The sequence below is a fragment of the Enterobacter sp. AC1 genome (genome assembly GCF_050434705.1).
In the GTDB taxonomy this organism is placed as follows: Bacteria; Pseudomonadota; Gammaproteobacteria; order Enterobacterales; family Enterobacteriaceae; genus Enterobacter; species Enterobacter cloacae_L.
This window is the reverse complement of sequence record NZ_JBNDIZ010000013.1, coordinates 39,759-54,491: the sequence shown is the minus strand read 5'-3', so window position 1 is coordinate 54,491 and position 14,733 is coordinate 39,759. Positions and strand designations below refer to the sequence as shown.

The following is a 14,733-nucleotide window of genomic DNA, read 5'->3' as shown; positions in this document are numbered from 1 at the left end:
CTGACACTTTTTTGCCCGGCTGACTACTCCTCATCATCACCGTCGGCATGAGAGCGGATGAGGGCCATAAACTCCTTCCCGAAGCGCTCCAGCTTGCGCGTACCGACGCCGTTGACGCTGAGCATTTCGCTGGCGCTGAGCGGCATCTGCTCGGCCATCTCAATCAGCGTCGCGTCGTTGAACACCACGTAAGGCGGGATGTTCTCTTCATCGGCAATGGCTTTACGCAGCTTGCGCAGTTTGGCAAACAGCTTGCGGTCGTAGTTGCCGCCGTACGATTTTTGCATCACCCGCGGCTTCAGGGCGATAACGCGCGGCACGGCGAGCTTCAGTTCAACGTCACCGCGCAGGACCGGACGCGCCGCTTCGGTCAGCTGCAGCGCGGAGTGCTGAGCAATGTTCTGTGTGGCAAAGCCGAGGTGAATGAGCTGACGAATAATGCTGACCCAGTGCTCGTGGCTCTGATCCTTGCCAATACCGTAGACGGGCAGTTTGTCGTGGCCCATATCGCGGATACGCTGGTTATTGGCACCGCGCAGCACTTCCACCACGTAGCCCATCCCGAAGCGCTGGTTAACACGGTAAATGGTCGAGAGCGCCTTACGCGCGTCCATCAGGCCATCGTACTGTTTCGGCGGATCCAGGCAGATATCGCAGTTGCCACACGGCTCCTGTCGCCCTTCACCAAAGTAGTTGAGCAGCACCAGACGACGGCAGGTTTGCGCTTCGGCAAACGCGCCCATCGCGTTGAGCTTGTGGCGTTCGATATCCTGCAGCTGTCCCTGCGGTTTTTCCTCCAGGCAGCGGCGCAGCCATGCCATGTCGGCCGGATCGTAAAACAGCATCGCTTCCGCTGGCAGACCGTCACGCCCGGCACGGCCGGTTTCCTGATAGTAGGATTCGATATTGCGCGGAATGTCGAAGTGCACCACAAAGCGCACGTTGGGCTTGTTTATCCCCATGCCGAACGCTACCGTCGCCACCACGATTTGCAGGTCATCGCGCTGGAATTTCTCCTGCACGTCGGCACGGATGTGGTTCTCTAACCCGGCATGGTAGGCCGCCGCGCTAAAGCCACGGTTTTGCAGACGCGCGGCGGTGTCTTCCACCTTCGCCCGGCTGTTGCAGTAGATGATGCCGGACTTGCCGCGCTGCTCCTGCACGTAGCGTAAGAGCTGATCCAGCGGCTTGAATTTTTCCATCAGCATGTAGCGGATGTTGGGGCGGTCGAAGCTGCTGACCTGAATATAGGGGTCGTTCAGCCCCAGCAGGCGAACAATATCCAGACGGGTGGTGTCATCTGCCGTGGCGGTAAGCGCCATAAACGGCAGCTCGGGGAAGCGCTGACGCAGCTGGCCGAGCGCAGCATATTCCGGGCGGAAATCGTGCCCCCACTGGGAGATACAGTGCGCTTCATCCACCGCCAGCAGGACCGGGTTCCAGTGCGAGAGATGGTCGAGGAAGTTATCCAGCATCAGGCGTTCCGGCGCGATATACAGCAGGCGAATTTGCCCGGTGCGGCACCCGGCCATCACCTCTTGCTGCTGCTCGCGGGTTTGCGTCGAGTTAAGACAGGCCGCCGACACGCCGTTGGCGAGCAGCTGGTCAACCTGGTCTTTCATTAGAGAAATCAGGGGCGATACCACGACCGTCAGGCCGTTAAGCACCAACGCGGGCACCTGATAGCAGAGGGATTTACCGCCGCCGGTCGGCATCACCACCAGGCAATCGCGACCTTCCAGCACCGTTTCAATGATGGTTTCCTGGCCAGGGCGGAACTGCTGGTAGCCAAAGGTTTCATGCAAAACCTGCTTAGCCAGCGACTCCTGATTCAATACTTCCGCCTGCGCCACATTAACCCCATATGCGAAAAATAAAACAGGCGCTATTTTCAGCGCCTGAGAGAGAAACTTCAACGTTTAACGCAAAAACATTCGAGCTGCCTAGAGAATATCGTTCAGCATCACGCCCACGCCGACGCGGGTCTGGTTGAAGTTGTAGTCGATAAGCGACTCGCCGTAACCGCTGTATACTTGCGTATAGATACGAACGTGCTTCGTCACAGGATAGCTTAAGCCCACTTCCGCGCCGCCGTAGCCGGTATTCCAGTTGTATTGACCTTTTGCACTCAGCACGGCATCACCCAGCTGATAGCCGACTTTTAGCTGGTAGTATCCCATGTATTTGGTGATGTCCGGGTTGTCATCAGTGCTGCCGACCACATACCACGGCTTCACCTCCACCATCCAGTTACCGTTCTGCGCCATCAGGCGCGTATAGGCGCGGTTCCAGCTACGGGAAGTCGGGTCGGAACGGCCGTTGGAATCATGGTTAAAGCCCACTTCGACATCACGCAACGTCCATCCGGCAAATTCATAATCCGTTGCAAAACCGAGGAACAGCTGCGGCTCGTAGTTCGTTTCACGGAACGGCGAGGACTCCCCGCTGTTAGACAGCTGCCACCAGGATTTCTGCGTGTAAGACGCACCAAGAACCGAGTTCGGCCCCAGAATGCCGCGCCAGAACGGGAAAGCGAGGCTGAGCTGGAACTTCACCTCATCTTTACGCGCATTATCAGACCAGTTATAGGAGCTTATCGCCTCTTTGTTGAGATCGCTGGTCTGGGTGTAAATCACGTAGTTGGTGTCGTACGGATAGAGCGTGAACGGATTGTCATGCTCCTGAAGAAGGTTCGCGATAATGCTGCCGTGAACGGCAGGTTTATCATGCACCTCTTTAATCGTCGCTTCCTGCGCATATGCTGTGAGGGGCAGCGCAACCGCCGCCAGTAACCAGGCCAGATACGTCCGCATCGGTGGTGTTCTCCTGCAAAAGAGTAAAATTACTTGAATAGTTATGTGGCGAACATTCTACATACTTCTGCGACAACTGCTGCATCCTCGTTTCTGAAAGTGGAATTCCTTATTGCTGAGGCATAAAATCAACATTTCATTAACAATAAGGATGTGATGCCTCATGTCAGCCATGCTTACCGCCGAAGAAGTGTTAAAACTCGTGGGCGAGATTTTTGTTTACCATATGCCGTTTAACCGCGCGCTGGGACTGGAACTGGAGCGTTACGAGAAAGACTTTGCCCAGCTGAGTTTCAACAACCAGCCGATGATGGTGGGTAACTGGGCGCAAAGTATTTTGCACGGCGGTGTGATTGCCTCTGCGCTGGACGTCGCGGCTGGACTGGTCTGCGTAGGCAGTACGCTGACCCGCCATGACACCATTAATGAAGACGAACTCCGCCAGCGTCTGGCGCGCATGGGCACCATTGATTTACGCGTTGACTATCTTCGTCCAGGGCGCGGAAATCGCTTCACCTGTACCAGCAGCCTGCTGCGCGCGGGCAACAAAGTGGCCGTGGCGCGCGTTGAGTTACACAACGAAGAACAGGTTTATATCGCCAGCGCAACCGCCACTTATATGGTGGGTTGAGGCGGCAAAATCGGGTAAAATTAATTCACTTTTTTGTAACGGATTTTCCCGATGGATGCTAAACAGACGCGGCAGGGCGTTTTACTCGCCCTTGCCGCTTATTTTATTTGGGGTATCGCCCCGGCGTATTTCAAGCTTATCGCCTACGTTCCGGCCGATGAGATCCTTACCCACCGCGTCATCTGGTCGTTCTTCTTTATGATTGCGCTGATGAGCCTCAGCCGTCAGTGGTCCGGCGTCAAAACGCTGCTGCAAACCCCGAAGAAGATTTTCCTGCTGGCGCTCTCTGCCGTGCTGATTGGCGGTAACTGGCTGCTGTTTATCTGGGCTGTGAATAACCATCACATGCTCGAAGCGAGCCTGGGGTACTTCATCAATCCGCTGGTGAACATCGTGCTGGGGATGATTTTCCTCGGCGAGCGCTTCCGTCGGATGCAGTGGGTGGCCGTCATTTTGGCCTTCTGCGGCGTGCTGGTGCAGCTGTGGACCTTCGGCTCGCTGCCGATTATTGCCCTCGGCCTGGCGTTCAGCTTTGCCTTCTACGGCCTGGTGCGTAAGAAGATTGCGGTGGAAGCCCAAACCGGGATGCTGTTTGAAACCCTGTGGCTGCTGCCGGTGGCGGCGATTTATCTCTTCGGCATTGCCGACAGTCCAACCAGCCATATGGGCAGCAACCCGTGGTCGCTGAATCTGATGCTGATGGCGGCGGGCGTGGTAACCACCATTCCACTGCTGTGCTTCACCGGCGCGGCGACACGCCTGCGTCTCTCCACGCTGGGCTTCTTCCAGTACATTGGCCCGACGCTGATGTTCCTGCTGGCGGTGGTGTTTTACGGCGAAGTGCCGGGCGCTGATAAGATGGTGACGTTTGCCTTTATCTGGGTAGCGCTGGCGATTTTCGTTGCCGATGCCATTTATACCCAGCGCAGGGCCCGCAAAGGAATGTAGGTGTTTTGAAGGGCGGGTAAGCGCAGCGCCACCCGCCCGATTTTTACAGCCAGTTCCTGCGCTTGAAATAGAGATACGGCGCCAGCCCGGCGAGGATCATAAAGATAATCGCCCCCGGGTAGCCAAAGCTCCACTTCAGCTCCGGCATAAACTCAAAGTTCATCCCGTAGCTGGAGGCCACCAGCGTCGGCGGCAGGAACACCACAGAAACCACCGAGAAGATCTTGATGATGCGGTTCTGCTCGATGTTGATAAAGCCCATCGCCGCCTGCATCAGGAAGTTGACCTTCTGGAACAGGGATTCGTTGTGCGGCAGAAGGGATTCGATATCTCGTAAGATCTCACGCGCCTGCTCCAGCTGGCCGCCCGGCAGACGCGCCTTGCGCACCAGGAAGTTCAGCGCGCGCTGGGTATCCATCAGACACAAACGCACCTTCCAGCCGATATCTTCCAGCTCCGCCAGCGTCGAAAGGGCTTCGTCGTACTCATCGCCCTGATGCCCTTCCATGATCACGCGGCTCAGCTTTTCCAGATCGCTGTAGATGTTTTCAATTTCGTCCGCCAGCTGTTCAATTTTGGTTTCGAACAGGTCGAGCAGCAGCTCGTAGGCGTTGCCGTCCACCATCGCCTGGCTGCGGGCGCGCATGCGGTAGAGACGAAACGCAGGCAGTTCGCGCTCGCGCAGGGTAAACAGGCGGCCGTCGCGAATGGTAAACGCCACGGTGGAGTTACCCGCGTGATCTTCGGCATCTTCAAAGAAGAAGAAGGAGTGAATGTGAAGGCCGTCTTCGTCTTCAAAAAAACGTGCGGATGCTTCGATGTCTTCCAGTTCCGGGCGTGTCGCCAGGCTTTGTCCCAGCTCAGATTGTACGCGCAGGCGTTCATCGTCGTCCGGCTCGACCAGATCCACCCATACGGCATCAATGAGGGGCTGTGACTCTTCGGCTTCAAGCCGAGTCAGTCGGTTATTTTCGAGTTGAAATGCGCTCAACATGACCGGGACTCCCAATGCAAAAAATATCGGACAGTTCGGTGGGCACACAGAAACAAATTGGGTTTCAGACCATTAAACAGCCTGACTCAGCGCGACGGGAATAGTGCAGGTCGCTGACAACCACTAAGGCCATCAGCAAGGGGAGATAGCCTTAGGAGTTGTTCCTGGATGACAGGGAATTGAGCCAGTATCTACTGGGTGTGTCCAAGGCGAATGTCCTCTTAGCGTAATCGTGCGCGCATGTTACGCCAGCTATAACTGTGGCGTCAACACGCAACGGAACGCTGAAGGGCATTAATTGACCTTCAATGTATAAGGCTAGCAGATTATTACAAAATAATTATATTTTTCTGAATGTTAGACTGTTTCCAGCTTCGCATAGGCCGCCACCAGCCATTTGATCCCCTGCCCCTGGAACGCCACCTGCAGGCGGCTATGCTCGCCGCTGCCTTCCAGATTCACAATGGTACCTTCGCCAAACTTTGAATGGCGCACGCGCTGGCCCAGCTTGTAGCCGGTGTCGGTTTCCGCAATCGGCGAGCCCATGCGCTGATGGCTGACCGGGCGGCTGATACTGGCACGCAGACGCACCTCTTCCACGCACTCTTCCGGCAGTTCACCGATAAAGCGCGACGGACGGTGATAGACCTCTTTACCGTACAGACGGCGGGTTTCGGCGTAGGTCAGCGTCAGCTTTTGCATCGCTCGCGTCACGCCCACATAGGCCAGACGGCGCTCCTCTTCCAGGCGTCCGCCTTCATCCAGCGACATCTGGCTCGGGAACATCCCCTCTTCCATGCCGACGATAAACACCTGCGGGAACTCCAGCCCCTTGGCAGAGTGCAGGGTCATGAGCTGAACCGCATCCTGCCAGGTATCCGCCTGCCCTTCGCCCGCTTCCAGCGCGGCGTGAGAGAGAAACGCCTGCAGCGGCATCAGATCTTCGTCTTCTTCGTTGTAGCTGAACTGGCGCGTTGCCGTGACCAGCTCCTCTAAGTTCTCAATACGGGTCTGGCCCTTCTCGCCCTTTTCCTGCTCGTACATGGTTCTCAGGCCGGAGTCTTTAATCACCCGGTCGGTCTGCACGTGAAGCGGCATGTCGGCCGTTTCCTGTGCCAGCGCGTCAATCAGCTCAAGGAAGCGCTGCAGGGCGCTGGCGGCACGGCCGGCGAGCGCTTTTTCCTGGAGCAGCTCGCGGCACGCCTGCCAAAGCGTGAGCTGACGATCGCGAGAGGCCTGACGCACCACGTCCAGCGTGCGGTCACCAATGCCGCGGGTCGGCGTGTTGACCACGCGCTCAAACGCCGCGTCGTCGTTACGGTTGGCAATCAGGCGCAGATACGAGAGCGCATCTTTGATTTCCTGACGTTCGAAGAAGCGCATGCCGCCATAAATGCGGTACGGCATGCCCACCTGCAGCAACGCCTCTTCCAGCACGCGCGACTGGGCGTTGCTGCGGTAGAGAATGGCACACTGCTCAAGCGCGCCGCCGTTGTCCTGCCACGTTTTAATGCGGTTCACCACGAAGCGGGCTTCGTCGAGTTCGTTGAACGCGCAGTAAATAGAAATGGGTTCGCCGTCGACGCCGTCGGTCCACAGTTTTTTCCCCAGACGCCCGTTGTTGTTTTCAATCAGGGCGTTGGCCGCGCTCAGGATATTGCTGGTCGAGCGGTAGTTCTGCTCCAGGCGGATGGTCTGTGCGCCAGGGAAATCGTTGAGGAAGCGCTGGATGTTCTCCACCTGCGCCCCGCGCCAGCCGTAGATAGACTGGTCATCATCGCCCACGATCATCACCTTGCCGGTATCACCGGCCAGCAGGCGGATCCACGCGTACTGAATGTTGTTGGTATCCTGGAATTCGTCCACCAGGATATTGGTGAAGCGTTCGCGGTAGTGCTGCAGGATATGCGGCTTATTCAGCCACAGCTCGTGGGCGCGCAGCAGCAGCTCGGCGAAGTCCACCAGACCGGCGCGATCGCACGCTTCCTGATAGGCCTTGTAGACGTTCTGCCAGGTCTGCTCGACCGGGTTGCCGAAGCTCTGAATATGGTGCGGGCGCAGCCCCTCGTCTTTCTGACCGTTGATGTACCACATCGCCTGACGCGGCGGCCACTGCTTCTCGTCGAGGTTCATCGCCTTGATCAGGCGCTTCAGCAAACGGAGCTGGTCTTCGCTGTCGAGGATCTGGAAATCCTGCGGCAGGTTGGCGTCCATATGGTGCGCGCGCAGCAGGCGGTGCGCCAGGCCGTGGAAGGTGCCAACCCACATGCCGCCCTGGCTGGTGCCCATCAGCTGGGCGATACGGTGGCGCATCTCCGCCGCCGCCTTGTTGGTAAACGTGACCGCCATGATGGAGTACGGTGAGCAGTTTTCCACGCTCTGCAGCCAGGCGATACGGTGAACCAGCACGCGCGTCTTACCACTGCCCGCCCCTGCCAGCACCAGCATGTTGGTGCGCGAGGCGGCAACCGCGTCACGCTGTTTGTCATTAAGGCTGTCGAGCAGGTAAGAAACGTCCATTGGCACCGTCACGTCATGTCGGGCAGGCGAATAGCATTCGCCAAAACCCTGTTAATTTATACAGAACAATTGATGATTATATCAGCGTCGTGAGGGATGCCAACCGCGAAATTTCCACGTGTGGCAGAAGACGGCTATCGGAGGCGATCATAAGGTCGGCGTTTTCCGGCTTGATCCAGCAAGCCTGCATGCCGCAGCGAATGGCACCGGCCACGTCAGTGGTGAGATCATCCCCCACGTGCAGAATTTCACCCAGCGGCAGGTTCAGTTTTTCCGCCGCCAGATGGTACATATCGCTAAACGGCTTGGAGCGTCCGTGGGGACCGGCACGCAGCACAAATTCAAAGTAATCGCCGAGACCAAACAGCTCAGGCTGGGCATTGCCATTGGTGATGGCCACCAGCGGCCACTTTTCGGCAAGCTTCGCCAGCGTGTCGTGTGTCTCCTGCGGCACGTCGATACGGCTGCGCCATTTGGCGAAGTTTTCCATTGCCGCTTCGGCCCCAATGGCCGCATCCTGCGCGCTCAGACCCACGTTGAGCATCGCCTGCTCAACCGCGCGACGACGCCATTCGGTCACATCGTGGTAAATGTCCGGCTCGGTCTCCCGCAGGGACTGACGCAGCGTCTGGAAATCCTTGTTCTGCATCGTCTTCAGCGCGGGATGGTAGTTCTGGACAAACGCCAGCGACTCCTGCTCGGTACGCAGGATCACTTCGCGGTTGTCATATAGGGTGTCATCAAGGTCAAACGTCAGGGCTGAAATCTGACCGAGTGGGCGGTAAAAACGCATTATTTCCCCCGTTTGGCGCGTGGATGCGCCGCGTCATACACCGAGGCAAGGTGTTGGAAGTCTAAGTGGGTATAGATTTGAGTGGTCGACAGATTCGCGTGGCCAAGCAGCTCCTGCACGCCGCGCAGATCGCCGCTCGACTCAAGCATGTGTGTCGCAAAGGAGTGACGCAGCTTGTGCGGGTGAACGTGGCTGTTCAGCCCCTGCTTAATGCCCCACTCTGCAAAGCGCTTCTGCACGTTACGCGCCGAGATCCGCTTACCGAGTTTCGACAGGAACAGCGCGTCCTCTTCTGCGCCAAACAGCCCGCGCAGGTCAAGCCAGTGCTCAATCCAGGATACCGCATTGCGGCCAATCGGCAGGCGGCGCTCTTTGCTGCCCTTGCCCATGACCCACACTTCACCGGTGTCCAGGTCGAGGTGTTTTAAATCAAGATTAACCAGCTCTGAAAGACGCAGCCCGGCGCCGTACATCACCTCCAGCATCGCGCGGTCGCGCACGGCCAGCGGATCGTTTAGGTCGATATCCAGCAGGCGGTTTACGTCGTCGACGTCGATATTTTTAGGCAGATGGCGCGGCGCTTTCGGCGTGGCGATCCCCTTTGCCGGGTTGGCTTTTAAGCCTCCCTGACTGACCAGCCAGTCGAAGAAGCTGCGCAGCGCAGAGAGCCTGAGCGCCAGGCTTGCCGGGCCTAATCCTTTTCTACGGCTACGCACGACAAACCCGCGAACCGTCGCAGCGTCACAGTGTTGCCAGCTTTTCAGGCCGATTTCGTCGGCAATCTGCATGATGGCATCAAGCTGACGCTGGTAGTTGAGCAGGGTAATGGGGCTAAGCTGACGCTCCACGCCCAGATAGCGCAGAAAGCGCGAGACGTCAGTGGCGAGCAGTGCGTCCGTCATACGCGCTCAATCCAGCGCTCCAGCAGCTCAGGCAGCATCAGGGCAATCTCCTGCAGCAGGTGCGTGGCTTGCCCTTGCTCATAGTGATGTGCGTCTCGGCTGGTAAATAACATCACGCCCAGATCGCCATCGCGCCCCATCAGCGACATCGCTACCGAGCCTATCGCTTTAGCTTCGGGTAACACCACCAGCAGTTCAGGCCCGTTCAATGGCCCAAGGTAGTGATGCTCATGGCCCAGACGCTGAATGCGCAACGGTTCAAACGCCTGACGGCTAATTGCCAGATGGGTAAACCCCGACGGTGCGCCAATGCGCCAGCGGTCAGGGAAAAGACGGATCGTTGCGCCCGCCAGCCCAAGCTCGCGCGCCCAGCGATGGAAGCGGCTGAGGAATTCTTCGAGACTGTGCGCCGACGCCAGACGCGCCTGCAGATGCAGCAAACGATAGAACAGGCTTTCGTTAGTGCTAGCCTGTTCCATCAGCAGCGTCATGTTCTCTTCAAGCTGATTAATGTGGTTGCGCGAGCGCGCCATGTGCCATTCGACCAGCGACACGGTTCCGCGAACCGGATGCGGCACACGCATCTCTTCGACGACGCGTGCATTGCGAATAAAAAACTCAGGATTGCGCAGCAGATAATCAACAACAGCTCTGTCGTCCAGCTCCGTCACTGTTTCCTGCAGTTCTTCCCCTGGTTGTTTCATAGATGGATAAACCCGTCATAGACATGTGCCGCCGGGCCAGTCATATACAGTGGATGACCCGGTCCTTTCCAGGCGATATCAAGCCGACCGCCCGGTAACTCCACGCGAACTTCTTCAGCCAGTAACCCCTGAGAGATGCCCACGGCCACTGCCGCACAGGCACCGCTTCCGCAGGCCTGCGTCTCGCCCGCGCCACGCTCGTAAACCCGCAGGCGGATGTGCTCGCGCTTCACCACCTGCATGAAACCGATGTTCGCGCGCTCCGGGAAACGTTCATGGCTTTCCAGCACCGGGCCGAGCGTTTCGACGGCGGCAGTTTCCACATCATCAACCTGAATCACGCAGTGCGGGTTACCCATGGAGACGACGCCGCACAATACTGTCTGCTCGGCCGCACGCATAATATAGGTCTTTTCCGCTTTGTTTGCGCGAAACGGCACGACGGAGGGCTCGAAGTTCGGCTCGCCCATGTTCACGCGCACCAGCTCATCGTCGGTGACGCTGAGCACCATGCGGCCATTGGCCGTGCTGACGCGAATATCACGCTTGTTGGTCAGCCCTTTCAGGCGAACAAAGCGGGCGAAACAGCGCGCGCCGTTGCCGCACTGATTCACCTCGCTGCCGTCCGCGTTAAAAATACGGTAGTGGAAATCGAGGTCAGGATCGTATGGTGGCTCAACCACCAGCAGCTGATCGAACCCCACGCCCAGATGCCGATCCGCCAGGCGACGGATCAGTTCCGGGGAGAAAAACACATTCTGCGTTACCGCGTCGACGACCATAAAATCGTTGCCAAGGCCATGCATTTTAGAGAACTGCATCATTTGCTCCATTGCGCGGGTACAGAACGTTGTCGTCAGAGATTTACCTGAGTCGGGCCACCGTTGTTGCCACGATCGTTAGTATCTGGCGTAGATGACTCAATGCCGCTGTTCACAGGTTTCGTCGGCGGCGGCGCGGTTTTATCCGCTGGCGGGAAGTACAGGGGTCCCTTCAGTCCGCAGCCAGTCAGGCTAAACAGCGTGATGAGAACGGCAAGCGTTCGGAAAGCGTTTTTCATTATAAAGTTGCCCGTAAGTTCAAATCTGTTTCTATCATCGCAGGAGAAGACACAAAAGCAAGAGTTTGCCGCTTTCCTGCAACGGGATTTATTTAGGGTTATACTGCCGGCATCACGAAAAACAGGAACAAAACCATGAACGACAGTGAATTCCATCGCCTTGCCGACAACCTGTGGATGACCATCGAAGAGCGTCTTGACGACTGGGACGGCGACAGCGATATCGATTGTGAAATCAACGGCGGTATTCTGACCCTGAGCTTCGAAAATGGCAGCAAAATTATTATTAACCGCCAGGAGCCGCTTCACCAGGTATGGCTGGCCGCTAAACAGGGCGGCTATCATTTTGATCTGAAAGACGGGGAATGGGTTTGCGACCGTAGCGGCGTCACGTTCTGGGATCTGCTGGAACAGGCGGCGACCGCGCAGGCAGGTGAAGAAGTGAGTTTCAGGTAGTTTTGTTGCCGGGTGGCGCTGCGCTTACCCGGCCTACGGATTCGAGCTGTTGTAGGCCCGGTAAGGCGTAGCCGCCACCGGGCGGGCGAAAAGCATCAGGAGAAATACTGCTGCAGCAGCGGCGCAGTGTCCTGATTTGCAGGCGCGACAGGCGTGACCGCCTGGGTCCGGAACGGAATCACCTGCGTACGACCGTCGACGTTCACAATCTGGTAGAACTGCGGCAGGTTAAAGTTGATAAAGCTTGAGCCGTAGGTGAAACGGTCATGCGAAGAGGAGTAGAAGCGGCTGACGTCGCGCACCAGCTCCTCTTTACTGCCTTCACAATGGTGATACACCTCGGCGCGGTTGGTCTCATCCAGAATGTAGATGTTGAAACCGGCATCGTCGCCCGACTCTTCGAAGAAGAACTGAATAATCCCTTCACTGGCAAAGCCGTCCACGACCTGCGGCAGCTTAACGTGGTTTGTTTCCACCTGCACCGACAGACCATGCAGCTTGTTGTGGGAAATCGCGCCGTAGAACTCGATGGCGTTTTCCAGCTTCTGTACCGACACGTTGAGACGTTCGAAGAACAGGCCCCAGGTCTGGCCGGAGACGCGCAGCGCTTTAAAGCGCCCGGTTTCCTGGCGGGTACTGGAGAGACGCAGTTCGATACACTCAGAAACCAGCTGCTGTACGCGGGTACGAATTAAACCGCGCAGGTGCTGGCTATAGCAGAACACTTCCACGCTGTCCGGCGGCGCGGCATCCTGATGCATCTTGCCGAGAATAGTTTTCAGCGCTTCGATCATCGCCTGCTCGCCGTTGAAGTGCAGGGTACGCACTTCGTTCCACGAGTTGCGGTAAAGCAGATCCACGCTGCCCACCAGGCAATTTTGCTGCTCGCCAAAGCTAAAGACGTCCAGCTTGCGGAAGTCAAAATGGACCACCTGATTGCGGAAGGCCGCCGTCGGGTCGTACTCCAGGTTAACAATGATCGCCAGATGGCGAATCTCACACGGGCTGTAGAGCGCCTTCGGCGTTGGCGCAGGCAAACGCAGCGGGAAGTGGTGTGAAACATCCGCCACCATCTCCTGCAGCTTAGCGAGATCAACCACCTCGTTGCCTTTGATAAACAGGCGGGTACGCGAAGTTAGCAGACCGTTGAACCAGGCCCAGGCCACCAGCTTGTTCAGATAGCGGTTATATTCCAGCGGCTGATGGCTGATAATTGAATCCATGCTTGGCGCACGGTTGTAAAGATACCACCCGGTGCGGTTCGCGCGACCCGGCGGGACATAGATAAAGGTCAGATTCGGTTCAGACAGGTCAGGCGAAATCTGCGGGTTAACCAGGGTAACTTTACCCGGCAGCGCTTCAAACGCGGCGTACAGCTTACGGGTCAACACCCCGATATCCTGCGGGCTGGCGGAAACGCTGAGGTTGTTACGGCGCGCAAAGCGGATCAGGTTACGGTAGCTTTGCATCATCGCATCGAGCAGTTCGTTGTGCGCTTCACGCACCTGATCGATTTTCCAGTTGGCCCGGTTGTCGAGCATGGACAGACGCTCTTCGTCCCATCCCCACTCTTTCACTAACTGACTAACCACTTCACGACGCCAGCCCACGCAGGCGCGCTCGCGGCTCAATTTCTCACACACTTTGAGATAGAAACATCGGCGCACCAGGTCAAGACGCGTGGTGTCGTCAATGGCTTTCAGGTATTCGGTCACGCGCTCCAGCATCATGCAGTAGGCGTCCAGCCCGAAGGAGACGATCTCCCCGTCGTGCAGACGCTGCTTGATATCTTTCGCCAGCAGGCGTGGTGTTGGGTATTCCCAGGAATAGGCTTCAAGCAGAAGCGTTTTCAGCACCGCTTTGTACGGCGAGTCGATACTCTTATAGAGCTGCCAGAGGCTTGCGCCAAAGTACTCTTCTGCTGACAGAGAGCTCAGGCCGCCGAGGTCCAGCCATTCGTTTGGCGTCAGTACGCCCTGCGAATAGAGCGACATGACGTAATCGTCGTAATGCTCTTCTTCATCGCACGGGACCATATTCCACAGAATACGCTTGCCGGCGAGGCGAACGGCAGTACGGTAAAATTCATCCAGCAACAGGATGTGCTGGGTCGAGCCGCAGTCCTCACCACCCAGACTGCCGCTTTCGTTATGGCGGAAACGGTTTTCATCAATCAGGAAGAAGCTCACTTCCACGCCGAGCGACGCCGCCCAGCTTTCCAGCAGGCTGCATTTACGCTGCAGCAGCTGACGCTCTTCGTTATCGAGCCAGGATTGATGGCAGACCCAGATATCCAGGTCCGAAGAACAGCTTTGCCCTACCGATGAGGTACTCCCCATAGAGTAAACGCCGGTAATCGGCAGTTCACCTTTCGGGGACTCCTGTGGCGGCATGCCGCGATAGAGTTCAAGCTCGTTCAGATAGTGCTGTTGGGTTTCATCAGGCGTGAAAAGGCAAATGCCCTGGGGAACGTTACCGTCAAGGTAGCCAGGCATTAGCGGATGGTGATAGTGCAATAATGTCGGCAGCAGACTGTATACCTGCTGGAAAGCAGGGCCCATAGCAGCAAGCGCGCGATCCACACGCAGTTGATTTATGGCATCCAGTCTCTGTTTCAGAGTCTCAATATAGAGGTACAAGACGTATCGCCTGATGTTTCCGGGTGGCGCAAGCTATTCAAAACACGAATAACAGCGGGCCCGCAGTATTTCAAAAAGATAACCGTTACCCTTTTTCGCCCTTATCATTATGGTGGTACCGACGAAAAAATGGTCTAAAACGTGATCAATTTAACACCTTGCCGGTTGACCGTAAAGAAAGATGCGCTACATACAAGTGTAGCACCGTTCTGTACGTGTAAATTCCTGAATACGGCTATGGCTGACGAATACGCCGCCTTGTCCCTCTCACTC

14 protein-coding genes are annotated in these 14,733 nt (G+C 57.0%); 3 read left to right on the top strand and 11 right to left on the bottom strand.

All coding sequences use genetic code 11. From position 1 onward, the window contains the following. Positions 1–23: 23 nt before the first annotated feature. Positions 24–1,853 (bottom strand): ATP-dependent DNA helicase RecQ, encoded by a 1,830-nt coding sequence (gene recQ, locus M2433_RS23110; protein WP_429057848.1) that lies wholly within the window; start codon positions 1,851–1,853, stop codon positions 24–26. 90 nt (positions 1,854–1,943) lie between these two features. Next, positions 1,944–2,813, bottom strand: coding sequence for a phospholipase A (gene pldA / locus M2433_RS23105; protein ID WP_047345453.1), 870 nt, complete (start codon positions 2,811–2,813; stop codon positions 1,944–1,946). Between the two features lie 163 nt (positions 2,814–2,976). Here pldA and yigI point away from each other — a divergent pair, with 163 nt between their 5' ends. Both yigI and rarD read left to right on the top strand, forming a co-directional pair. After that, on the top strand, positions 2,977–3,444 hold the full coding sequence (yigI, locus tag M2433_RS23100; protein ID WP_008501538.1) for an acyl-CoA thioesterase YigI: 468 nt from the start codon (positions 2,977–2,979) through the stop codon (positions 3,442–3,444). A gap of 51 nt (positions 3,445–3,495) precedes the next feature. Beyond that, a complete protein-coding gene (gene rarD, locus M2433_RS23095; protein WP_429057850.1) occupies positions 3,496–4,392 on the top strand; it encodes an EamA family transporter RarD in 897 nt (298 codons plus the stop codon). Between the two features lie 43 nt (positions 4,393–4,435). On the opposite strand, the gene corA is transcribed toward rarD, so the two are convergent. The 8 genes from corA to lptM all read right to left on the bottom strand — a co-directional run bounded on the left by corA (position 4,436) and on the right by lptM (position 11,365). Then, positions 4,436–5,386, bottom strand: a complete 951-nt coding sequence (gene corA / locus M2433_RS23090; protein ID WP_008501540.1) for a magnesium/cobalt transporter CorA — start codon at positions 5,384–5,386, stop codon at positions 4,436–4,438. A gap of 151 nt (positions 5,387–5,537) precedes the next feature. Next, positions 5,538–5,594, bottom strand: a complete 57-nt coding sequence (gene ysgD / locus M2433_RS23085; RefSeq protein ID WP_212743980.1) for a YsgD/CorL family protein — start codon at positions 5,592–5,594, stop codon at positions 5,538–5,540. Positions 5,595–5,743: 149 nt separating this feature from the next. Continuing rightward, on the bottom strand, positions 5,744–7,906 hold the full coding sequence (gene uvrD / locus M2433_RS23080) for a DNA helicase II (protein ID WP_429057853.1): 2,163 nt from the start codon (positions 7,904–7,906) through the stop codon (positions 5,744–5,746). 76 nt (positions 7,907–7,982) lie between these two features. Further along, entirely contained in the window at positions 7,983–8,699 is a 717-nt protein-coding gene (gene yigB, locus M2433_RS23075; protein WP_047345456.1) for a 5-amino-6-(5-phospho-D-ribitylamino)uracil phosphatase YigB, read from the bottom strand. Continuing rightward, the gene (xerC, locus tag M2433_RS23070; protein ID WP_059311535.1) at positions 8,699–9,601 is read right to left on the bottom strand and encodes a tyrosine recombinase XerC; all 903 of its coding nucleotides are present in this window, start codon (positions 9,599–9,601) and stop codon (positions 8,699–8,701) included. Before xerC ends, yigB begins: the two co-directional genes overlap by 1 nt. Further along, the gene (locus M2433_RS23065) at positions 9,598–10,305 is read right to left on the bottom strand and encodes a DUF484 domain-containing protein (protein WP_047345458.1); all 708 of its coding nucleotides are present in this window, start codon (positions 10,303–10,305) and stop codon (positions 9,598–9,600) included. The genes xerC and M2433_RS23065 overlap by 4 nt, the downstream gene beginning before the upstream one ends. Then, complete coding sequence (gene dapF / locus M2433_RS23060; RefSeq protein WP_008501545.1) at positions 10,302–11,126, bottom strand: diaminopimelate epimerase; 825 nt, start codon at positions 11,124–11,126, stop codon at positions 10,302–10,304. The genes M2433_RS23065 and dapF overlap by 4 nt, the downstream gene beginning before the upstream one ends. 35 nt (positions 11,127–11,161) lie before the next feature. Then, positions 11,162–11,365, bottom strand: coding sequence for an LPS translocon maturation chaperone LptM (gene lptM, locus M2433_RS23055; RefSeq protein ID WP_013099260.1), 204 nt, complete (start codon positions 11,363–11,365; stop codon positions 11,162–11,164). A gap of 135 nt (positions 11,366–11,500) precedes the next feature. Here lptM and cyaY point away from each other — a divergent pair, with 135 nt between their 5' ends. Beyond that, positions 11,501–11,821, top strand: coding sequence for an iron donor protein CyaY (cyaY, locus tag M2433_RS23050; protein ID WP_047345459.1), 321 nt, complete (start codon positions 11,501–11,503; stop codon positions 11,819–11,821). Positions 11,822–11,916: 95 nt separating this feature from the next. On the opposite strand, the gene cyaA is transcribed toward cyaY, so the two are convergent. Continuing rightward, on the bottom strand, positions 11,917–14,460 hold the full coding sequence (gene cyaA / locus M2433_RS23045; protein ID WP_429057856.1) for a class I adenylate cyclase: 2,544 nt from the start codon (positions 14,458–14,460) through the stop codon (positions 11,917–11,919). Positions 14,461–14,733 lie beyond the last annotated feature (273 nt).